Annotated in this window: 19 protein-coding genes and 3 pseudogenes; 10 read left to right on the forward strand and 12 right to left on the reverse strand. The window is 59.9% G+C overall.

The window, feature by feature from the left end; all coding sequences use genetic code 11:
- The first annotated feature begins 127 nt into the window (after nucleotides 1–127).
- The 3 genes and pseudogenes from ACPYOI_RS18025 (at nucleotide 128) to ACPYOI_RS18035 (ending at nucleotide 5,288) form a co-directional block, all read left to right on the forward strand.
- Nucleotides 128–1,191: pseudogene (locus ACPYOI_RS18025) on the forward strand (FAD-dependent oxidoreductase).
- 112 nt (nucleotides 1,192–1,303) lie between these two features.
- Nucleotides 1,304–3,265, forward strand: coding sequence for an ABC transporter ATP-binding protein (locus tag ACPYOI_RS18030; RefSeq protein ID WP_481418501.1), 1,962 nt, complete (start codon nucleotides 1,304–1,306; stop codon nucleotides 3,263–3,265).
- A gap of 115 nt (nucleotides 3,266–3,380) precedes the next feature.
- Nucleotides 3,381–5,288 (forward strand): ABC transporter ATP-binding protein, encoded by a 1,908-nt coding sequence (locus tag ACPYOI_RS18035; RefSeq protein ID WP_481418502.1) that lies wholly within the window; start codon nucleotides 3,381–3,383, stop codon nucleotides 5,286–5,288.
- A 275-nt stretch (nucleotides 5,289–5,563) separates the two neighbouring features.
- Here ACPYOI_RS18035 and ACPYOI_RS18040 read toward each other — a convergent pair whose 3' ends face one another.
- The 3 genes from ACPYOI_RS18040 to ACPYOI_RS18050 all read right to left on the reverse strand — a co-directional run bounded on the left by ACPYOI_RS18040 (nucleotide 5,564) and on the right by ACPYOI_RS18050 (nucleotide 7,412).
- Complete coding sequence (locus ACPYOI_RS18040) at nucleotides 5,564–5,926, reverse strand: hypothetical protein (RefSeq protein ID WP_481418503.1); 363 nt, start codon at nucleotides 5,924–5,926, stop codon at nucleotides 5,564–5,566.
- Between the two features lie 371 nt (nucleotides 5,927–6,297).
- The gene (locus tag ACPYOI_RS18045) at nucleotides 6,298–6,699 is read right to left on the reverse strand and encodes a hypothetical protein (protein ID WP_481418504.1); all 402 of its coding nucleotides are present in this window, start codon (nucleotides 6,697–6,699) and stop codon (nucleotides 6,298–6,300) included.
- A 332-nt stretch (nucleotides 6,700–7,031) separates the two neighbouring features.
- Nucleotides 7,032–7,412, reverse strand: coding sequence for an ACT domain-containing protein (locus ACPYOI_RS18050; protein ID WP_481418505.1), 381 nt, complete (start codon nucleotides 7,410–7,412; stop codon nucleotides 7,032–7,034).
- Nucleotides 7,413–7,561: 149 nt separating this feature from the next.
- Between ACPYOI_RS18050 and ACPYOI_RS18055 the strand changes: the two are divergent.
- Nucleotides 7,562–7,702: pseudogene (locus ACPYOI_RS18055) on the forward strand (ATP-binding protein); the annotation flags it as partial.
- Nucleotides 7,703–7,955: 253 nt separating this feature from the next.
- On the opposite strand, the gene ACPYOI_RS18060 reads toward ACPYOI_RS18055, so the two are convergent.
- Nucleotides 7,956–8,162: a hypothetical protein gene (locus ACPYOI_RS18060; protein ID WP_481418506.1), complete on the reverse strand. Its 207-nt coding sequence runs from the start codon at nucleotides 8,160–8,162 to the stop codon at nucleotides 7,956–7,958.
- Nucleotides 8,163–8,318: 156 nt separating this feature from the next.
- Nucleotides 8,319–8,759 carry a pseudoazurin gene (locus ACPYOI_RS18065; protein WP_481418507.1) on the reverse strand — a complete coding sequence of 147 codons (441 nt, stop codon included), beginning with the start codon at nucleotides 8,757–8,759 and terminating at the stop codon, nucleotides 8,319–8,321.
- Nucleotides 8,760–8,814: 55 nt separating this feature from the next.
- Between ACPYOI_RS18065 and ACPYOI_RS18070 the strand changes: the two are divergent.
- Nucleotides 8,815–8,922: pseudogene (locus tag ACPYOI_RS18070) on the forward strand (IS481 family transposase); the annotation flags it as partial.
- On the opposite strand, the gene gorA reads toward ACPYOI_RS18070, so the two are convergent.
- The 3 genes from gorA to ACPYOI_RS18085 form a co-directional block, all read right to left on the reverse strand.
- Nucleotides 8,921–10,318, reverse strand: a complete 1,398-nt coding sequence (gene gorA / locus ACPYOI_RS18075; protein ID WP_481423145.1) for a glutathione-disulfide reductase — start codon at nucleotides 10,316–10,318, stop codon at nucleotides 8,921–8,923. The pseudogene ACPYOI_RS18070 and the gene gorA sit on opposite strands and share 2 nt — an antisense overlap.
- Before the next feature lie 169 nt (nucleotides 10,319–10,487).
- Nucleotides 10,488–10,811: a hypothetical protein gene (locus ACPYOI_RS18080; RefSeq protein WP_481418508.1), complete on the reverse strand. Its 324-nt coding sequence runs from the start codon at nucleotides 10,809–10,811 to the stop codon at nucleotides 10,488–10,490.
- A gap of 176 nt (nucleotides 10,812–10,987) precedes the next feature.
- Nucleotides 10,988–11,521: a DUF1993 domain-containing protein gene (locus tag ACPYOI_RS18085; RefSeq protein ID WP_481418509.1), complete on the reverse strand. Its 534-nt coding sequence runs from the start codon at nucleotides 11,519–11,521 to the stop codon at nucleotides 10,988–10,990.
- Nucleotides 11,522–12,154: 633 nt separating this feature from the next.
- Between ACPYOI_RS18085 and tkt the strand changes: the two genes are divergently transcribed.
- Nucleotides 12,155–14,131 (forward strand): transketolase, encoded by a 1,977-nt coding sequence (gene tkt, locus ACPYOI_RS18090; protein ID WP_481418531.1) that lies wholly within the window; start codon nucleotides 12,155–12,157, stop codon nucleotides 14,129–14,131.
- 157 nt (nucleotides 14,132–14,288) lie between these two features.
- Here the strand turns inward: tkt and ACPYOI_RS18095 are convergent, their stop codons facing one another.
- The 4 genes from ACPYOI_RS18095 to ACPYOI_RS18110 form a co-directional block, all read right to left on the reverse strand.
- The gene (locus tag ACPYOI_RS18095) at nucleotides 14,289–14,897 is read right to left on the reverse strand and encodes a methylated-DNA--[protein]-cysteine S-methyltransferase (RefSeq protein ID WP_481418510.1); all 609 of its coding nucleotides are present in this window, start codon (nucleotides 14,895–14,897) and stop codon (nucleotides 14,289–14,291) included.
- 171 nt (nucleotides 14,898–15,068) lie between these two features.
- Nucleotides 15,069–16,046: a LysR family transcriptional regulator gene (locus ACPYOI_RS18100; RefSeq protein ID WP_481418511.1), complete on the reverse strand. Its 978-nt coding sequence runs from the start codon at nucleotides 16,044–16,046 to the stop codon at nucleotides 15,069–15,071.
- Between the two features lie 58 nt (nucleotides 16,047–16,104).
- On the reverse strand, nucleotides 16,105–16,611 hold the full coding sequence (locus ACPYOI_RS18105; RefSeq protein ID WP_481418512.1) for a hypothetical protein: 507 nt from the start codon (nucleotides 16,609–16,611) through the stop codon (nucleotides 16,105–16,107).
- Nucleotides 16,612–16,685: 74 nt separating this feature from the next.
- Complete coding sequence (locus ACPYOI_RS18110; protein ID WP_481423140.1) at nucleotides 16,686–17,219, reverse strand: peroxiredoxin-like family protein; 534 nt, start codon at nucleotides 17,217–17,219, stop codon at nucleotides 16,686–16,688.
- 531 nt (nucleotides 17,220–17,750) lie between these two features.
- Between ACPYOI_RS18110 and ACPYOI_RS18115 the strand changes: the two genes are divergently transcribed.
- From ACPYOI_RS18115 to ACPYOI_RS18130, 4 genes are all read left to right on the forward strand, one after another.
- The gene (locus ACPYOI_RS18115) at nucleotides 17,751–18,287 is read left to right on the forward strand and encodes a DUF1003 domain-containing protein (protein ID WP_481423141.1); all 537 of its coding nucleotides are present in this window, start codon (nucleotides 17,751–17,753) and stop codon (nucleotides 18,285–18,287) included.
- A 664-nt stretch (nucleotides 18,288–18,951) separates the two neighbouring features.
- Nucleotides 18,952–19,869 carry an NADP-dependent oxidoreductase gene (locus tag ACPYOI_RS18120; RefSeq protein ID WP_481418515.1) on the forward strand — a complete coding sequence of 306 codons (918 nt, stop codon included), beginning with the start codon at nucleotides 18,952–18,954 and terminating at the stop codon, nucleotides 19,867–19,869.
- 284 nt (nucleotides 19,870–20,153) lie between these two features.
- Nucleotides 20,154–21,431 carry an ergothioneine biosynthesis protein EgtB gene (egtB, locus tag ACPYOI_RS18125; protein ID WP_481418516.1) on the forward strand — a complete coding sequence of 426 codons (1,278 nt, stop codon included), beginning with the start codon at nucleotides 20,154–20,156 and terminating at the stop codon, nucleotides 21,429–21,431.
- Nucleotides 21,432–21,479: 48 nt separating this feature from the next.
- A complete protein-coding gene (locus tag ACPYOI_RS18130; RefSeq protein WP_481418517.1) occupies nucleotides 21,480–21,734 on the forward strand; it encodes a DUF2171 domain-containing protein in 255 nt (84 codons plus the stop codon).
- Nucleotides 21,735–21,738 lie beyond the last annotated feature (4 nt).

Here is a 21,738-nt window from a genome sequence, read left to right on the forward strand (position 1 = left end):
TTTCGGCACCGTCACCGGCCCGGTGGCGACCGACATGAGGAAGGTGCGCGGTCGCAAGCAGGACATGGTCGAGCGTGAGATCGACTTCCATCTGAATGCTTATCGCCAGAGCGGCGCGGAACTGATCATGGGCAGCGGCCGTTTCGTGGCGCCAAAGACCATTGCCGTTACGCTCAACGAGGGCGGAACCCGCCTGCTGACGGGAGAAGAGGTCGTCGTCAACGTCGGCTCGCATGCGGCGATACCTGATATTCCGGGCCTCGAAGCCGCCAGGGCGCTGACCCACATCGAGGCTCTGGAACTTGACTATCTGCCGTCGCATCTGATCGTGCTCGGCGGCGGCTATATCGGAATTGAGATGGCCCAGGCTTATCGCCGTTTCGGTAGCCGCGTGACGGTGATCGAACCGTCGCGTCAACTCATGAGCCGTGAGGACGCTGACGTCGCCGAGGAAATGAAGAGCATTCTGACGGCGGAAGGCATCGAGGTGCTGCTGGAAACGCAGGTGACAAGCGTCCGTGGTCTTTCAGGCGACAAGGTGAGCGTGACAGTTCAGGGCCCCGCGGACGAACAGGTGATTGAAGGCAGCGATCTGCTGGTAGCGGTCGGTCGCGTTGCCAATACCGCCGATATCGGCGTCGACAGGGCCGGTGTCGAATTGGACGCCCGCGGCTTCATCCGCGTCAACGAGCGGCTGGAAACTACGGCTCCGGGCGTCTGGGCGATCGGCGAAGCCGCAGGCAGCCCGCAATTCACCCATGTCTCGGTCGACGACTTCAGGATCGTCAGGGACAACATGGCCGGCGGCAACCGCCGGACGGACGAACGGCTGGTTCCCTATGTGATGTTCACCGACCCGCCACTCGCCCGCGTCGGCCTGAGCGAAGGCGAAGCGCTGCGCGAGGACATTCCGATCCGCGTTGCGAAACTGCCGATGAGCAGCGTCCTGCGTACCGAAGCGACCGATGAAACCCAGGTTTTATGAAGGTGGTGGTCAGCGCCGAAGACGACCGTATCCTCGGCTTTACCATGATCGGCTCCGAAGCCGGCGAGGTGATGGCCGCCGTCCAGACGGCGATGCTCGCCGACCTACCCTATCCGAAGTTGCGAGATGCAGTCATAGCGCATCTGACGGTAGCGGAAGGGCTGGGACCGCTTTTCGGCAGCGTGCCGGCCAGATCCGCCCGGTGATGACGCACTAGGCGCGCCGGGACAGCGAAGCGCATATCGCTGTCCCGGCCCGATCGCCGGTCTTTTAAGGAGGGATGCTCACGATAAAATAACCAGATGGTGAATTCTTTACTTGAACGCTCAGGTAGAATCGGCAAAAGTAAGCGCGCTAACAATCCCTTCACCAAATCGTCTTCTTTTCGGGCCAGCGTCCGACCCATACATTTTTGGAATTACTACCGTGAGCAGCGATGCGTCGATACGCGCGACGAAGCCTTTGGCTTCGCTTGCGCTTGTGAATGCGGCAGGCTGGGGCAAGGGCCTCTATACTCTGGTCCGCATTACCGTCATGGCCTTTCGTCACCCCTGGCAAGCGGGCCTCGCCATCGGCGCAACCCTTGTAGCATCCACATTCCAGCTTCTGATCCCGCGCCTGCTCGGCCGGGCCGTGGACCACACGCAGGTTGCACTGACCGGCGGGGCGGCCGGGCAGATGGCCCAGGATGCGCTGCTGACGACGGCACTGCTTCTGCTGGGCGCCAGCGTGCTGCGCGGCATCTTCACGATGGTCCAGAACTATTACAGCGAGTCCGTCGGCCACCATATGGGTTACGAGCTACGGCTCGCCTGTTACGAGAAGATCCAGCGGCTCTCCTTCAGCTTTCACGATACGGTTCATTCGGGTGACCTGATCACCGTCGGCTTGCTCGATCTCGAAGGCGTGCGGATGTATTTCTCGACGGCGCTCGTGCGCGTCTTCCTGCTTTCGATGCTGATCGGCATCGGCGCCTACATGCTGATTTCGACCGATGTCGTTCTCGGCCTTTTGGCGCTGAGTTTCGTGCCTTTCGTCGGCTGGCGATCGTCGGTGACGCAGCTCCGGCTGCGGGCCACATGGCTGGACCTGCAAGAACGGCTTTCGGTGCTCACCCGCATCATGGAGGAAAATCTCGGCGGCATCCGCGTCGTCCGTGCCTTTGCTGCGCAGGAGCACGAGCTTTCCAAATTCGAGAAGGCGTCGGAAAATGCACTGGCGCTCGCGCACCAGCGCGTCGGTATTCGCGTTACCAATACCAGCGCCATGACCTTTTCCTTCTTCGCCTCGATGGGGCTTGTGCTCTGGGTCGGCGGCGAGAAGGTGATGGCAGGCGAGATCACCGTCGGCACGCTTACCTCGTTCCTCACCTTCATGACGATCCTGCAGATGCCGGTGCGCCAGCTCGGCCTGATGGTCAATGCCTTTGCCCGTGCCTCGACTTGCGGCACACGCCTCTTCAACCTGCTCGATCTCGAGATCGCCGTGTGCGATGCGCCTGATGCAAAAGAGTTGAAGGTCACGGAAGGTACGCTCCGCTTCGAGGATGTCGATTTTGCCTATCCGAGTTCGGAAATGCATCAGGTGCTGCACGGCATTACCTTCGAGGCAAAGCGCGGCGAAACGATCGGAATCGTCGGGCCGCCCGGCAGCGGCAAATCGACGATCGCCCATCTGATCCCGCGCTTTTATGACGTGACGAAGGGCCGGATCACCATCGACGGGCAGGATATCCGCAAGGCGACCTTGCAATCGCTCCGCCGCTCCGTTGCTGTCGTACAGCAGGATTCCTTTCTCTTCACCACCACGATCGAGAACAACATCGCCTATGGCGACCCGTGGGCGAAGGAGCAGCGGATCGAGCGGGCGAGCGAAAGCGCACAGCTGCACAACTACGTGCTTGGGCTGCCGACCGGTTACGGCACCGTGGTGGGCGAACGTGGCGTTTCGCTTTCCGGCGGCCAGCGCCAGCGCCTGTCGATCGCCCGTGCACTGATGCTCCGGCCGGCCGTCATGGTGTTCGACGATTCGACTGCCGCGATCGACGCGGCAACGGAGCAGCGTATCCGCACCGCGATGCGCAAATATGCCGCCGACCGCGTGACGATCATCGTCGCGCACCGGCTGAGCTCGCTGATGCATGCCGATCAGATCCTCTTCGTCGAGGAAGGCCGCATCGTCGAGCGCGGCACGCACGAGGAACTGCTCGTCGCCGGCGGCCGGTACAAGGCGCTCTACGATCTGCAGGTGCGGCCGGGCGACGACGCGCTGAGCGCGTAGTAATGAGCAGCGGCCTGCGGTGCCGCCCCCTCATCCGCCCTTTCGGGGGTGCGCGGGCACGCCAACAAATAAACCCAGGCAGCTGTGAGCTAGCCTCGGGACCAGGGAGTGTTATATGGCCGAAGAAATGGAAACCGAACGCCCGGATCCGCGCGAGGACGGCCGCCGCCCGCCGCGGGCAGTCGTCGGCTCGCATCGCGTCGAAGAGGAGATGTTCGGCAAGGCCTTCGACGGCAACATCATCAAGCGCATCTGGGCCTTCGTCGATCCCTATCGCGACAAGATCGTCTGGTCGGTCGCCGCCGTTTTGACGTTCACGGCGATGCAGCTCCTCATCCCGCTGATCATCCGCTATGCGATCGACCACGGCATGCGGCAAGGCGGCAATTCGGCCGCACTTACCTGGTCGATCGTCGCTTTCCTCTGTGCCATCCTCGTCAACTATGCCGCCAGCTACGCGCAGGAAACACTGGTCGGCGGCGTGGCGGAAAACGTGCTCTTCGATATCCGCAAGGCGATGTTCTCGCATCTTCAGCGCGTCTCGCTGTCCTTCATGGACAAGACCGAGGTTGGCCGCCTGATGTCGCGCCTGCAGGGCGACGTGAACTCCATGCAGGAATTTCTCGAGACGTCGGTGCTTTCCGTCGGCGATATTGTGCTGCTCTTCGGCATCGTCGGCGTGATGCTCTATCTCGACTTCAAGCTCGGTCTGCTGACTCTCTCGGTCCTGCCCGTGCTTTTCGTCGTCCGCCTCTTCTGGCTGCCGCTCGCGCGCAAATCCTTTATGGCGGCGCACGAGACGAACTCGGTCGCGGCCGGTGCGCTCGCCGAAGCAATCCATGGCGTGCGCGCGGTCCAGAGCATGGACCGCCAGAGCGTCAATTTCACGCTCTATGACGACAAGGCGCATGCGAACCTGAAGACGCACCTGACGGCCGCCCGTTACGCTCAGGTGATGGTGCCGATCGTCGATTCCTTAACCGGCGTGGCGATGGCGCTGGTTATCGTCGTTGGCGGCGCGCGCGTCCTGAACCAGGCGCTGGACGTCGGCGTTCTCGTTGCCTTCCTCTTCTATATCCAGCGCTTCTTCGACCCGATCCGCTCGCTCACGCTGCAATATTCCGTCATGCAGCGCGCCATGGCTTCCGGCCAGCGCCTGACCGAGGTTCTCGACGTGGCCGTCGACATCAAGGACGCGCCGAACGCGAAGGTGCTCTCCAGGGACATGGACGGCTCGGTCGAATTCCGCGATGTCGTTTTCGGCTACAATCCAAAGCATCCCATCCTCAAGACCGTCAGCTTCAAGGTGAATCCCGGCGAAACGGTTGCCCTCGTCGGGCCGACCGGTTCCGGCAAATCGAGCTGCATGTCGCTGATCCACCGGTTTTATGATGTGCAGCAGGGCCAGGTTCTAGTCGGCGGGCATGATGTTCGCGAGCTGACGCAGGATTCGCTCGGCGACCAGATTGCGATGGTGTTGCAGGAGCCGTTTCTGTTTACCGGCACCGTGTTCGAGAACATCCGCTACCACAAGACAGAGGCAACGCGCGAACAGGTGATCGAAGCGGCGAAGGCCGTCGGAGCGCATGAATTCATCATGCGGCTTCCGCAGGGCTACGACAGCATGCTCGGCGAGCGCGGCGGCAACCTTTCGCTCGGCCAGCGGCAGCTTCTGAGTTTCGCCCGCGCGCTCGTCGCTGACGCAAAGATCCTGGTCCTCGACGAAGCGACGGCGAACATCGACAGCTATACGGAAATGCTGATCCAGAAGGCGCTGGTGAAGCTTCTCGAAAACCGTACCGGCCTCGTCATCGCCCACCGGCTGGCGACGATCCGCGAAGCTGACCGGATCATCGTCCTGCAAAATGGCGAGCTCATCGAGAGCGGCAACCACCGCCAGCTGATGAAGAATGGCAAGCTCTATTCGCGGCTCTACAACCTGAACTACGCTTCGTTCGACGACATTCCGGAGGAGGTGTTGGAAGCCAATGAATTTGATCCAAAACGCGTGAGTTTGACCTAACCCCGCGGCCGCTATGTCTCCGAGCTCCCGACGGAGGTAGCCTATATCCATTTCGGCTACGCCAAACACATGGTGATCCACATGTAGGGCTGAACTAACAGCCCCGATTGGCGTGCAAGTCACAGATCAAAAATTGGGCTTCAGCCGCTGCCACGCGGGTTCAGCGTTGAAGCGAACGCGACGAATCGCATGAGCTGCGAAATCTCGTCGAAGGGTCGCTTTGCAGGGGGCTGAGGAGCACGGCGTGATCGCGCCGACACCTGCAGACCTGCCCCTCACACAAATCCAATATGCTCGCCGAAGGGAACGGCATCGTCCAAATTTCCCGTTCCTATACGGACACTCTCTCCCGACAGGCGCTCCTCCTCAGTATTTGCTTCGTGCGGATGAATACGCGCGGCCGGATGATTGGTGTGCCGCTCCGATGCCCGATCTTTTTCGCAAGAATCAGATTCAAGATCTTCCTTTCGCTTCGCGGCGGCGCGCTCCTCTTTCAATCGCTCGAAACCCGCAGTGATCTGCGCCTGCCGCTCCGCGACCAAGGCCCTGTCAGGTTCGGAGTCTATCGAGGTGCTGTGATTCGCGTGCGTGGGAGACGAAGGAGATACGGCTGATGTCGCGGCGACTTTGTCGACCATGAAGATCTTCCTCCAAAATGCTTGATCCGAGCAGCGCTGCCCGTCAATGGTGCGCCAGGGCAAATGCTGGCCGCTCGTATCTGGCTTACTCCCGCGGCTAAAACAAGAGAGCGTCAAGGGTCATCGTTTGACAAGCCGAGACCGGCGCGTCGGTGAGCATGGAGCGGCCTAGTGCATGTTCACTGCACCGGCCGCCGTGACCCATCTCAGGCGCCGCAGGCTCGGCTTCACTTGGTGGTCGCGGGCGACCTGTGGGCCACGACCACCAAGTGAAGACCGCGGACTGCAAAGATGCCTAGCCTACACTGTTGCGGCTCCGCGGGGGCGGCTCGCCCCGACGAGCTCTTTACAGTCGCCGGGCAGCGGGCGGTTCAAATTGCGTCGCGGCTGCCCATTGCACCATGCATCGAGATCGACCGCTCAGGGGCATTGAATACCGAAGTGGTGAGAAGAACAGCGACGCCGAGAACGCCGTAGTACCATCCGTCGATGCCGGTGAAATCGAACGCGAAGACCGCGCCAAGGAATACTATTCCAACCGCCCGATCGACCCAGAGGTGGAGCGAATAGGGAATTATCTTGATGAGGCCGGTCGGATGGTCGGTCAGCAGGGGCAATATTAGCGCCGCGACCCCTGTGATGACGGAAAGCCACATGGCGACCGGACCACTTTGACCAAGTTTCAAAACGAACGGCGCGACCAGCAGGATAATCGCGACGGGATAGTCGATGAGGTAGGCGTGGATGGATTTGGTGACGAAGCGGAACGGCATGGTGGGTTCTCCAGGCGGGGGTTGATAGGTCCTGATCGAATTCGCACCGTCGAAATACTGGCAGTCGTCGAGCCCAGATTAAGCTAGCCCTTCGGCTTGCCCGACGAGCGCCAGATATATTGAGTACGGTACCAGTTGAAGTTAGTCTTCCGCCGAATGGTTTAGAAATGACCGCTTGTTATCGTTTTCATTCCATCATCCCGTGACGCTCAACTGAGCGGACTCATCGATCGGGAGCAGACACCTTGGCATAGTCCCGCATCCACACGCATCGCAGCGATATCCGTCCTGAGCGCCAACTGATCCGTCTCTCGCGCGCCTGCCGCAGTCCGTTATGCGACGCGGTGCCCGGCGGCGGTGAGGAAGTCAACTGTGGCCGCGGCGTCGCGGCTCGGCACCAGAAGATAGTTCCCGTTAAAAGTGGAGACCGCGAGCACGCCGATGCTGTTCTCCGACACCGGCTTCACGATGGAGAGGACGCTGCCCGTCTCCCCGAACGTGACCGGGTCGACCACCTTGAAGCAGGCCCACTCGCCTTCACTCTTCACGGTCGCGGGCACGCGCTCCCGCAAGCAGATCACAGACAACTCGTCTTCGCCACGGCTTATGTTGACGAAGCCCGCGCCGTCGCACCACGAGGGGATTGGCGCGAGCACAGGGAGCTGGGCGATCGTGTATTCCCCAAACAGTTTCTTCAGTTCGACTGTAGCCACCCCGAAATCCTCTCGTCGCGTCAACGGTATAACCCTTTCCCCAGAAAACACTGTCCCCGCACAATGCGCTGCGTCCGGAAATCCAAAAGGCGTGTCTCAAACGCGGTAACATGCTGGCCCGACATGGATTTTAACTGCTCCCAGCGGCGTTGCGGTTTCTGCCGTTCGCACAGGCTGGAGGCCAACCCCTGTTCCGTCTGATCCGTAGGCTTCATCAGCGCACCTCGATCATCGTCACTGCGAAACGGGCCTTCGGCGAACGGCCGTCCGCATTCGGCGACGCCAAAATGCCATCGACCAACGAATTCGCCTGATGAAGCGGATCTCACTGGGACGTGATCACCGCGCCCCGTCACGGATGGTTGTCTGTGAATACAGAAGATCACAACCCAGCTTTCCTCGGAGCGACGTTCCCCGAAAAGGCCGTAAACGGGACGTTCGGAATGGAAGCGGGACGCATCCATGTTTAGGAAAGCAAGTCGATATTCAAATCCCATCAAGAGCTTCTAGACAGGTTGCAAGGGCGAAAGATCGCTCACGCGGCTACGCAAGGAAGGCTGCGGCTCCGCTCTCCAATTCAGCGAGTAGCAGTGTCAGTCGCGCGATTTCGTCCTCGTGTTCCGCCACCCGTTGCGCGATGAGGGTCTCGTCCTGCTCGGCCGCCGCCAGTTCTCTCAACTGTCGCAACCCGTCTCGCTCGATGGAGATTCGCTCCTCGATTTCATTTATCGCATCGGTGACATCGCTCATTGGCGGTCCTTCAGTTAATTATTTAATCTGCGGACAGGCTTCGCTTGCCCTAGTCATTTGGGAGGAGCATGGCGATGGCCGGCCCACAATACCCACCTTAATCGGCCGACGCCGCGGCGGATCGCAGCGCCGGCACTCAGGTGGCAGTCACAAATGTCATTGCACCTGCGAAACCAGGGTATCCATTCGCTTTTTGGCCATCGGGGGCATTTTCGCCTCCCGCGCCGCGGCCTGGTTCACCGGCGTGTTGCCGACTTCGATCAGGCCGACCATTCCCATTCCGAAATGAGGCTGACAGCGATAGCCGTAGAGGCCGGGCTCCTGAAAAGTTACATCCAAGGCCTTGGAAATGGCGCCCTTCAGTGGTGCCGCTCCATCCGGAAGCATGCCGGGTATCGTATTGACATTGTGCCCTTTATCGACCGGCTTGAAATGCACCGTGTCCCCCGGCTGAATATGCAGGAAGGCCGGCTCGAACGACATCGCCTGTCCGTCACTGCCCTTGTTCAACATTTTGACCTCGTACTCGGCGGCCCGGGCTCCCGCGGGAGTGAGGATCGAGAGCGCCAAAAGCACGGTGAAACTGAGGGTTTTCATTTTCGATTCCTTCGTTATTTGGGGTGGATAAACATGACTTACTAAGGGCGGGTTGAAGCGTTGCGGGATCGATCTGAAGACCGTTGCCCAATGGAAGAAGCGCGTGTCCATTGCCGATCTTCCGACCGGTCCGAAAGACCCGAAGTCAACGGTTCTGTCGACTATCGGCGATCGTACCGGACCGTCGGTGTCTGCATTGCAAGGAGTTCCTCGCTGAATGTGGGATGCACGGGCATGGTCGACATGAAGTCCGCCCGCGTCGCGCCGCTCTCCAATGCAATCGACAGGACTTGGATCATCTCGCTTGCGTCTTCGGCGAAGAGATGTACGCCGAGAATGCGGTCACTCTCACCGTCGACCACGAGCTTGAGCAGTGCGATCTCGCAGTCTCCGGTTACACCTGCCGCGAGCGGGCGGACGCGCGCTTTGTAGACGTCAACGACAGCGTATTGGGAGCGTGCCTCCAGTTCCGTTAGTCCGACCGTTCCAATCTCCGGGGTCGTGAATACGGCCGTCGGCACGTTGGCGTAGTCGACCCTCCAGGGCTTGCCCCCAAAGACGCTGTCGGCGAAGGCATGGCCTTCGCGGATTGCCACCGGCGTCAGGTTGAATTGGTTCGAGACATCGCCTACGGCAAAGATGTTGGAGACGCTGGTGCGCGAGCTCGCGTCGACGATGATTGCACCTTTCTCATCAGTCTTTACTCCAGCGCGGTCCAGTCCAAGCCCGATCGTGTTGGGCGCCCGCCCGAAAGCCATTAGCACCTGATCGGCATTGAGGCGCGCGCCCTGCTCAGTGACGACATCGATCGTGGCCGGCCTTTCTCCCTCACCGCCCACCTTCCCGGGCGCCATGCGCTTGATGCTGTCACCCAGCAGCACCTTGATCCCGCGATTCGTGTAAGACGCCGTAATCGCTTGACGCACGTCTTCGTCGAAGCCGCGCAGGACGTTGCTTCCGCGGCACACGACCGTGACGTCACTGCCAAGTGCCTCGAACAATCCCGCAAACTCCATCGCAATATAGCCGGCACCACCGACGACAAGGCGTCGCGGGAACTCCTTGAGGTCAAAGGCTTCGTCAGAGGTGATGCCCAACTCCATGCCCTCGAATGGCAGAAGCTCGGGCTTGGCGCCAGTCGCAATCAAGATGATGCCGGCGCGGACGCTGCGCCCGTCGGCGAGGCGCACCGTGTGTGCGTCCTCCAGCGTCGCGCGCGACTGGACTACCTCTACGCCCGACTTGGATTGCCCTTGCGCGTACAAGCCCTCCAGACGAGCGATTTCCCTGTCCTTTGCCGCCACCAGCGAAGGCCAATCAAAACGGGGAAGCGAGATCTTCCAGCCGAAGTCCGCCGCCTCGTCGAGGGCGTCGCCAAAACGACTCGCGTGAACAAAGAGTTTCTTGGGCACGCAGCCCCTGATGACGCATGTCCCGCCTAAACGGGACTCCTCCGCGAGCATCACGCGCGCGCCGTGGCTTGCGGCGACGCGAGCCGCGCGAATCCCGCCGGATCCCCCGCCGATGACGAAAAGGTCAACGTCGAATTCGGACGACACGCCTTCTCGCGACGCGGGAATCTCTGCAGACAGTGAGGGGACTTCGAGCCCCTGTTCGGAGTCTAAGTTGTTCACGTTGGTTCCAATCGGTTCGTATCAAGTGCCGGCTAGCCATCCCCTTCGCATTCCGCATGAGATGGAGAAGCAGGTCATTCTCGGAGCGCCGCGCCTAGACGCGCGGCTTAGCCTCAGTGGAGTGGCGTGCAACCGCGGCGATCTTCTCGGGCAGGATGCCAAAAAAGGCGACGTCCAACCCGAGCGCCGCGACCAACAGGCTCTCGGCACCGCTGAGGTTATCGCGCAACTGTGTGCTGATCTCGCCAGCGGTCAGTTGCGATTCGACGAACCAAGTGCCGGTCCGAAACTCGACCACGTCCTCGCCGAGTCGCTCGAGCTCTCGCTGGATGTCGTTGTAGTTACACATGACTCCCCGATTGATATCGTACTGGAACAATACCAGGAAGGTTGTCTTCTCATTGTTTGACGGACGCATTTGGCGCCTCCTTTGATAAGGCCGTTTGTCCTGGCACCCTGTCTAACTTGCTGCCACCTGCAGGCGGGCCATGATTGCGCCTGCGGCGGCTTGGTGCGTTGAGAAGATGGGGGTTCGCGCCATGGGACTGGCCGGTCATCCGACCGCCGTCCGACGCCGTTGACTAGCGTTGGCGCTCAAGAGTATCCGCCCGGGTGCTCCATATTAAGCCATCCGAGGTAGTCTCGCTTGCCAACACGCGCGCCGAGATGGCGAAGGATGTCGTGCGCCGTGGTGACGTGAAAGTAGAAGTCAGGGATCACTAGGTAAAAAATGTAATCAGCGCCACCGAACCAGCCACGCACAATAGGCGGCGTGAGCTGGTATGTACGAGATTCCGCTCCGCTGAGCTGCTCAGGCGTTATCGACTGCAGGAATGACCGAACGCCTGTCACGCGGGCTTTGAGGGCGGCATAAGTCTGCTCCACGTCAGGGGGAGCAACGGGATCCTGGTCGATAAGAAACGACAGGTGTCGTTCCACTTTGCTGGCGACGACGCTAAACTGCTCACCGAAGGTCAGCATGTCGGGCGCGAGCCGCGCGCGCAACACTTCGCCGGACTGGAGGCCCTTTTCCTCCTCAAGCGCCTTGCCGTGGTCGAGATAAGTATCCAGCACGGCAAACCCGTGCGCCATGCCGGGGATAATGGTGTCGAAGACACTGAAAGTCATTGCCTCATTCCTTCTGAAGTCATCGCAGTCACCGTCGTCCCCCGCAAAAAGGACATGTCGCAACCGTTCGTGGTGTCGACTTGGTGAGACATCGAAAAATCCTCTAGGTGGCTTTCGCCGGTACCGCGGTGTGTTCGAGCACTCAGTGTAGGCTCGGCTGTGGGGGCCACGCCAATAACCGGTGGAGATGGTTTCCATTCCTGCCGCCAAGTTGACAGCAACGGGGCTATGCGAGACCCTGGGTCGATAACTCTGTCGGAAGCGGTCGGAAGCGCCCAGCGAGCAGATCTCGGGGGCGGCAACTTCATCGGGGCTTTTCCCCGGGAAAAGATCGGCGCGTGCAGAACAGGCAGAGAAATGGTTATCGGTTCTATTCCGACGTTTCATTGGCCCTGCTTCACCCGATCGGCTTTGCTGGAAATGCTGCCAGCCTCGGGGTTGTGCGTACCGTTGATACTGCGATCAGGTGAGAGCGAGAAGCCCACCTCAACGCTGCGTCGACGACACGCCAAACGACTGCCGGAGCTCGCATTACCGAACACTATCTCAAAAAAGGCTCAGACTATGCCAACTGATGTGACGAGCGGACAGCCTAAGAAATTTCCGGCCCCACGGGATCCGCTGCTGCGCGATATGGCTAACTGCATTCGGTTCATCGCAGCCGACGCCGTCCAGAACGCGAAGAGTGGACACCCGGGCATGCCAATGGGAATGGCAGACATCGCGACCGTGCTGTTCCGCGACTTCATGAAATTTGACCCGAAGGACCCTTCCTGGCCAGACCGGGACAGGTTCGTCATCTCCAATGGACACGGCTGCCTTCTGCTCTACAGCATCCTCTACCTGACGGGATACGAAGGCATCACGATGGAGGACATACGAAGGTTCCGACAGATCGGCAGCAAGACTGCGGGACACCCTGAGTACTGGCACATTCCGGGCATCGAGACGACAACGGGGCCGCTTGGTCAAGGTGTCGGGAATGCCGTCGGGTTTGCGATTGCAGAGCGCGTCCTCAACGCGACCTTCGGGGATGACCTGCAAGACCATTTTACGTACGTCTTCATGGGGGACGGCTGTCTGATGGAGGGCATCAGCCACGAGGCCATTTCACTTGCGGGTCACCTGAAGCTTGGCAAGCTGATCGCGTTCTTCGACAACAACGCCGTCACGATCGACGGACCCATCTCGCTTGCCGTCTCCGACGACCAGGCGGCGCGGTTTGCCGCGTCAAACTGGCACGTCCAGGAAATTGACGGGCACGACACCGACGCGATCAGGGAGGCCATACGGAACGCTCAAGCGGTTACGGATCGCCCGTCGCTCATTTCATGCAAGACCGTCATCGGCTTCGGATTCCCGACGATTTCCGGGACGCGTAAGGCGCATAGCGACACGCCGGGAGAGGACGAAGTTTCTGGTGCCCGTGAGCTTCTCGAATGGAATTCACAACCCTTCGAGATTCCGGAGCCGCTGATTGACGCGTGGCGCGCCGTGGGATCGAGGGGCGAGGCCACGCGGCAGCGATGGCTGAATCGATTGGAAGCCTCCCCCGTTCCAGTCAAAATCGAGTTCGAGCGTCGAATGCAGGGGGTGTTGCCCGCACAGTGGCGGACGGCGATCGCGCGAGCCCTCGATGAGATGAGCCTTGCGGATACCCCGATGGCGACCCGCAAGGCGAGTGGCTTGGTCCTCGAACATTTGACCGCCGCGATGCCTGAACTGATCGGCGGATCAGCTGACTTGACCCCATCCAACAACGTGAAGACGAACAGCCAGAAGGAAATTGTGCCGGGGAAATTCTCGGGCTTGTACCTCCACTACGGCGTGCGCGAGCACGGCATGGCCGCAGCCATGAACGGGATGGCCCTGCACGGCGGCCTGCGGCCCTATGGCGGGACGTTTCTGGCATTCTCGGACTATTGCAGACCCAGCATCCGGTTGGCCGCGATGATGCGCGCATCCACGGTATTCGTGATGACACACGACTCGATTGGCCTCGGCGAGGACGGCCCGACGCACCAGCCTGTCGAGCAACTGAGCGCCCTCAGAGCCATTCCGCACCTTGCCGTGTTCCGGCCCGCCGACGGCGTCGAAACAGCTGAGTGCTGGCAAGCGATCCTCGAACGTAGCGAGGGCCCATCGCTGATCGCGCTCTCCAGGCAGGCCCTGCCACCGGTCCGCCGTGACCATTCCCAGGGGAACAAGTCGGCGAAGGGGGCGTATGTGATTCTGGAAGCGGACGGTGAGGAGTCCGTAGTAACGCTCCTTGCCGCGGGGTCGGAGCTACATTTGGCGATCGAGTCCCATGAGATCCTTCAAGAGGAGGGAGTGCCTACTCGCGTAGTCTCCATGCCCTGCAGACTGCTATTCGAGCAGCAACCCGAGGAATACAGGCGCGCTGTCTTGGGAGGCTCCGGGATCAGGGTAGCAGTAGAGGCGGGCATCCGGGATTCCTGGGACAAGTATCTCGGCGAAAGCGGCTACTTTGTCGGCCTCACCGAATTCGGTGCGTCAGGTAAGGCGACAGACGTTTTCGAGAGGTTCGGCATCACGACCGAAGCCATTGTGCGAATGGCCCACCACGGCATCTCCGAACACAAGCTGTGAGTGCTCCATGCTGTCGCGGTGCGGCACTCCGATTGTGCCTCCCGCGACAGCATGTGCCATTGCCGCATCGAGAGCCTCTAATTGGAGCGTTGATAGTTTATCCCTCAAGAGCGCGCAACGCTGCGCGTCGACAGGACACTAAGGACGCCATGCACTATTACGCCTCTCGCTCGGCGGCGTTGTCGTCAAAGCTCGCTTTTTCGCGCGCCAACAACGCCGTCTGCCTTGAATGACCCCATCTGTATCGTGACCCCGACTGTGCATTGTCGTCAACGACCCGATGGCAGGGCACTACGACGGCCAACTCGTTCGCCGCGCACGCTAGGCCAACCGCACGCTCGGCGGTTGACGCACCGACTTGACGCGCGATAGCGGCGTAGGTTGAAGTCTCGCCGATGGGAATGTCCCTGATGATTTCCCAGACGCGGTGCTCGAATCGAGACCCGCGCAGGTCGAGTGGCACATTTAGCCCGCGAGAGGGGCGTTCGATGAAGTGCACGACACGCATCGCGAGCTCATCCTCCGGCCAACGCCCAGGCTGCACGTCGGCCAGCGGAAACCGCTCCAGCAGAAGCTTGGTCAGGAGAACAGCGTCGGCACCCAGCAGGACCGTAACGACCCCTTTCTCGCTCGTAGCCAGCAGCAGCGCTCCGAGCGAGCTGTGCGAGAAGACATAGCGTATTGGCTCAGTTGTAGTGCGATCTTCCGGATAACCTGTCATGACGTGGCAGGCGTCACCGTTGATGTATTCGGGCCGGTTTGGCATCAGCGTTTTCCAATTGATTATTGACGTAAGAAGGCCGCGGGCCGAAGCCGGGGCCTTCAATGGAGAGTATGGTCAGACCTGACCAGAAGTAACGTTGATGTCGTTGCCCGAAGGGGATCGAGAGACGGAAGCGAGCCGAGGGTTGCCGCCTGGAGCTCATTGAAATCGCCTTCAACGCTGTAGCGAATGGAAAAGAACCGAGCCCGAATTGATCTCGGGTAACCGAGGACCCAAAATCGTCCCACAATGGCCCTCGACTAGCTCGCGTCGCTTGCGGATCGCCTGCACGCAATGTGTCATGAACGCGTATATTCGTCCTGACTTGCGGATATCCGGATGGGTCAGCAGCCACAGCTCATCGTTGAGCTCTGGCTCCACTGCCCCAACGCGTATAAGATCCGGCGTGATATCTCCAACCATGCAGGGCAGGTATCCGACTCCCAGCCCCGCAACGATCGCCGCTGCGGCACCGGCAACTGAATCGGTCCGGTAGGCGATGTTGTCGTGATGTACGCGCTCCTCAATGAATTTGGACGCTTTGAGGCCAGAGAGATTTCCCGCGTAGGAAACCCATTGGCAATCAAACAGCTCGTCGGTGTCGCGCCAAGACGGAGCGGAGTTGGGAAGGCGGGCATAGGGCGCCCAGGCAATCGTTGCGACTTTCCGGCCAAACAGATTTTCAGGCGGGTTTTCAGTGGCCCTGACCGCGATATCGGATTCTCCTCGCGCCAGGTTCAACGGACTGTTTCCAACGGTCACCTCCACCCGAATCGAGGGATTGAGCACCTTGAACTCGGCGATCATTGGTGTGAGAAAGTGCAAGAGAAGGAAATCGCTTGTCGTGATACGTAAATCGCCGACATGGCCCTGGACATGACCGGTGACGCGGCGGGCCACACTCACGACGTCCAGTTCGACCCGCTCTGCGAGCGCTAGCAATTCGTCGCCCTCTGCAGTCGTCACATATCCGGTTCGTCGCCGATCGAAGAGGGTTACGCTTAGCGTTTCCTCGACCTTAGCCAATCGACGCGCGATGGTCGAACTGTTGATGCCGAGCATTTCGGCGGCCGAGGACAGGGCTCCGCACTTGCCGATCGCGTGTACCACGCGAAGATCGTCCCATGAAAGCTTGGAGAAAGACTCGCTCATGGTTCTCCTTTGTTCAATTGTGGCGGGCTCTCGTTCGCCGGCGATACAATGAGCCTCGCTATGCGACGTCTTCGATCACAAGCTTCCTTCCGTTGAACTCCGCGGTCTCGCCGGCCCGAGCTCCTTCGATTGCCTCGAAAATCGGGGCCATTGTGGAAATCCCCATGACCTCTTGGCCATCGCATGTGAATTTGCTGGTGGAGACGGCGATGACGAAGTATCGACCAGAAAGCCGCACGAGCGCTCCTTCAGTAACAGTCGACTTTGGCCCGAAGTCGATCTCTCTCAACTTGTCGAGCTTATCGGTATGATCGTGGAGGGTATCGTCGAGAGCTTCGGAAAGATCACTGGCGATTTCCGCCTGGGCCTGCTCATCGTTTTCGATCGGTTCACTTCGGTCGAGCCGCGCATCAGCAATATAGTCGAAGTATTTTTCGCGGGTGCTTTTAAGGGCTACACCCTCAAGCGAAAGCATCGTCTCTTTGATAATGTTCTTATCCATCGTTTCCTCCTTGAGGAGCCTCGTTCCTCGCAATAGGCCTAGCTCCTCGAGCTTTCCGAGCATCGGTTACGACCGCCGGAGCATCTCATTCGTTATCGGGAACTTCATTGTCCGGTAGCAGCTAAGCCGACGGGCGCTCAGACCGGGCCATCATACTCGCCACGCGCCGGATAATCTTTGGTGATGGCAAAGTCGATCGCCTGCAGCAATTCCGAGAACACCGGACGCGCGAACGGCATAGTTTGAACCGCGCCGTAATACAAAGTACCGTCCGGTCGAACGAGGAACACGCCTGGCTCCGAAAATAGCGGTGGCTCTTCGACGTTAATCGATGACTTTCCACGCGATGAGGAAATATAGAGTCCCCATTGGCGGGCAACCGTGAGCGGCAGCGAATATCCGAATCGCAGGTTGGTGCCGACCTTGCGCGCCATTTCCTGAGCGCGCTCGTGATCGTCAGAGCTGATGGCGATGACCTTTGTGCCGCGACGCTCATATTCGGGGAGCAGCGATTCCAGGTCGCGCAGATACTTGAGGCAGACCGGGCAATGGAGACCGCGATAAAAGGATATCAACGTAAATAGCTTCGGTGCGTCGGCAGCGAGATCAAAGTCGCCATGAGCAAGGGTCGGCACGCGCAGTTCGGGAACTGGTCGACGAGGCAGCAGCATTCTCTTCTCCGTAGTTATCGCTTGGGTACGTTCTCAGTTCGAGCATTAGGGGTGACATGCGGCGTGCACGATACCGGTCGTTGACTTCACTGCGGTTCAGACCTGCGCGACGTGCGCAAACGCCCATAACCCAGCCACTCGCAACCTGGGGCGAGACTACGTCGATGCCCTTTCACTGGGAAATGTCCGACCGTTATGGTTTCTATTCCCGCGCGTTACGGTGCCGATGGCGTCGCCGCGACGATGGCTTCTGTTCCCTCTTGGAGCATAGGGCCGATCGCGTCCGCGATTTCTGCGCTGTGCGTTTCCAGTGTCGGGGCTTCGACGCTGACTTCGCGGAGCATTCCGGCCGGTTATGGATACGATAGCTTTACCCGAATGGCCGCCGAATTTATTTCCTGAAAGAACCGCTGGGGTAGACGCGGCACTGAGATCTCCCACGAAGACCAAATCTTACTATGTGCCAGCGACGCGTCAGCCGCGCGGGCGAGGAGCAGAGCCATCAAAACCTTAGAACCGGAAATCGACAACATGGAGCCCACTGAGCATGAACTGCTCGCCGAATTGCGGCGGCTGCGCCGGTCATTGCGCTTTCATCCGGCCGACCTGGGCGATCCGATGGAGCCGCTTTCAGTCGGTCAACGCGTGGCGGACTCGGTTGCAAGCGTCATGGGCTCCTGGAAGTTTATCATTGTCCAGACCGTCCTCCTCGTTGCATGGATTTCGATCAACCTCGTCGCCGCGGCGAGGAGTTGGGACCCCTATCCGTTCATCCTGTTGAACCTGGCGCTCTCATTTCAAGCTGCCTATGCTGCGCCGATCATCATGATGAGTCAGAACAGGCAGCAAGATATCGATCGAAGAGCGGCAGAAAACGACTATAAGATCAACGTCAAGGCCGAACTAGAAATAGAGCTCTTGCATGAGAAGATAGATGAGCTTCGAGCGCAGGAGGTGCTTCGACTGTCCGAGGCCGTTAGCACTCTGACTGATCTACTTCTGCAGACGAGGCAGTCTGGCCGAACAGGTTTTGCCGGAGCCGTCGAACAAGAGGACGCCACTCCATAGCCGGCACTTAAACACTGCCGCAACCAAGCATCTGCGCTATTTGATGCCCAAGATTAGGCTCGCTTGATAGCCAGTCGCAGACTCAGCTGACTCCCGATCTTAGCGAACAGCGCCGGAGTTCTCCCGCGCGCCTCTAGTCCTTTTTTGCGTCCTCAGTGCCCAGAAATCATGCACTTGTGGGGCATTCGCTCCGATTCACTACCACGCGTTTGACGCGTCCGATCGAAACCCCAAGACAAAGTCTCTCACTTTTTCCGCGGACATCTCGCATGGTTTGAGAGATGCGTTGCCGGATCCGAGACGATATAGGTTGAAACTGACAATGTCTGTTCCGGCCAATTCTCGCGCAAACAGACTGTTACGTCGTCCATCGTCGGATCGGCGAAGGCTCACACCATATCGCCGTCCCTCGTAGATCCCTTCGCTGTAGCCCTCGGGGAGTGCTCCTAGCGCCGCCTCGAAATCAACACTCTCCATCCAGCTAACGCTCCTTTTCGACGTGCGAAGCATATGTTTGCACCGCCCGTTGTTTTTTGCGCGCCACCTAGATGGCATCGATTCCATAACCACAGGTCCCTAGACCATCGAATTTCGCAGTCGTATTTTCGGACGTCTGCAAAGGAATTCGAAAGATGACCACATACCACACACAGGGAGGCGGACGATGAAGGCAATCGTGGTAACGGATCAGGCTGCTGGAACGGCCGGGATGAAGCTGATGCAGCGGCCCGAGCCGCAGGCAGCGATAAACGACGTCGTCGTACAGATTCATGCGTCGGGATTCGTTCCGACCGAGCTGACATGGCCCTCGACCTGGACCGATCGCCGCGACCGTGACCGAACACCGTCGATCCCCGGCCACGAGCTGGCCGGAGTGGTCACGGCCCTCGGCTATGGCACGACGGGACTGTCGGTGGGACAGCGTGTGTTCGGCCTCGCCGACTGGCATCGCGACGGCACCCTGGCCGAGTTTGTGGCCATCGAGGCACGCAACCTTGCGCCGCTGCCAGGCGACGTCGACTTCACGGTGGGCGCCAGCTTGCCGATCTCGGGCCTGACCGCGTGGCAGGGACTGTTCCAGCACGGCCGTCTTCAGGCGGGGCAGAGTGTCCTTGCGCACGGCGCGGCCGGCGCAGTCGGGACGATGGTGACGCAGCTCGCGCGTGAGGCCGGCGCCTACGTCATCGGCACCGGACGCGCCGCCGACCGTCAGAAGGTCCTCGACTTCGGCGCGCAGGAGTTCGTCGACCTCGACAATGACGTCCTCGAAGACGTCGGTGGCGTCGATCTGGTGTTCGACGTCATCGGCGGTGACATCCAGAAGCGGTCCGCAGGCTTGATTCGAGCCGGAGGAACGCTGGTGACCATTGTCGGGCCAGCCGAGACGCGGCCTGCCTACGGCCTGGCGGTCGACTTCGTTGTCGAGTCCGATCGTGCTCAACTGGGTGAGATCGTCCAGCGGGTGCGGGACGGACGACTGCGGACGAACATCGGCAACATCGCGACCTTCGACGAAGCCGTCGCCGCCTTCAACGCGACCGCTCGGCGCACGGGAAAGACGGTCATCCGCGTTCGTCCGTGAGGACTCGGAGAGGGCGAACGGTTCTGCCCTCCTGTTGATCATCGTCGCCTTTGCAATCTGGTTGGTCTAGTCCGGCGCCGGTGAAGCGGCGCAACATGAAATCGACTAGGCCGGCGCGTTTTCGGAAGGCGATTGTAACTGGGTCCAACCGCATGTGATGCCGACGGCTTTGGACGCTTGGACACGGCTTCGGGATTCCTCTGACGCGAGCTTGCTTTAACCTCGTGTCGGATTGCGACCTTCAGTCTTCGGTAGTCGGTGCAAAACTCTTGAGAGGCCTTGCAATGAAAACTTCGCAGCTCTTCCAGACGGCGCTAGAGCCAGATGACCTTCACACTTTCTTTCACGACGTTCGTCAGACCAGCGAAAGACTGGGTGAACCACTTTCCGACGCCGATGCGACAGTACAGTCGATGCCCGACGCGAGTCCGGCTAAATGGCACCTCGCACATACGACCTGGTTCTTCGAGGCGATGGTGCTCAAGCCGTTTGTCCCGGCTTACAAAACCTTTGATGAGGATTTCAACTTTCTCTTCAACTCGTATTACGAAACGCTCGGGGCGCGTCAGCCGCGGCCGCGACGTGGGATGATCACACGGCCGGCGTTGAGCCACATCCTGGACTATCGGAAGCATGTCGACGATGCCCTCGATGCGTTATTGCGCACGAGCCCGGGCCAGCGCGTTGCAGAGTTGGTCGAGCTCGGCTGTCATCATGAGCAACAGCATCAGGAACTCTTGCTCACCGACATCTTGCATCTTTTCGCTCAGAATCCACTTCATCCGGCCTATCGTGATCCTGGGCCTGTCACCGTGGAGACTGCTGTCCTACCTCCGCTCTCCTTCACCGAGTTCGACGAGGCGATCGTTGAGATTGGCCATGGATCCGTTGGATTCGCCTACGATAGCGAAGGTCCGCGACATCGCGCTCTGGTCGAACCTTTCCGGCTCGCCAATCGCCTTGTCACGAATGCCGAGTGGGCGGACTTCGTCGATGACGGCGGCTATAAGAAATCGCTCCTATGGCTGTCGGAGGGTTGGGCAAAAGTGCAGGCCGAAGGATGGTCCCAACCTCTCTACTGGGAGGAGCGCGACGGACAAAACTGGACGATGACGCTGAGAGGTTTCCAACCCCTCGATCCCACCGCGCCGGTCACTCACATAAGCTACTTTGAGGCGGACGCGTTCGCGACATGGTCCGGAAAGCGCCTTCCAACGGAGGTCGAGTGGGAAACCGCGGCTCAGGGGATCGCGATCCAGGGCAATTTCCTCGACACGAACCGTCTTCGTCCCAAACCGGCATCACCTCACGTTGGTGGTCTTCAGCAGATGTTCGGGGATGTCTGGGAGTGGACCCGCAGCGCGTTCTTGCCATATCCGCGGTTTCGCACGGTCGAGGGCGCTGTTGGCGAGTACAACGGCAAATTCATGTCAGGCCAATTCGTGCTTCGCGGGGGCTCCTGCGTAACCCCGCCAGGGCATATGCGCGCGAGCTACCGAAACTTCTTCCCCGGGCATGCTCGATGGCAGTTTTCGGGGCTGAGGCTCGCTGAGGACGCGTAAAAGGCCGGCGAGCCGAGACGTGTTAATCCCAATCTGAAGGAGATACTCATGAGCAAACAACAGATCGTTCCCGCCATGGAAGTGATCGGCGCCGACGGCGTCCATGTAGGCACCGTCGACGCTATTGTCGACGGCCGCATCAAACTAACAAAGCGCGATAGTGGTGAGGGCAGTCACAAGGGGCACGATCATTTTATCGACCTCAGCCTGGTCGCCATCGTGGAGGGCAAGCAAGTCCGCCTTTCGGCGAACGCAGCCGTAGCCATCACCTTCGAGGAAGAGAAATCACGTAACCCGGTTTGACCGC

The sequence above is a fragment of the Rhizobium sp. SVR5-2C genome (assembly GCF_056755115.1).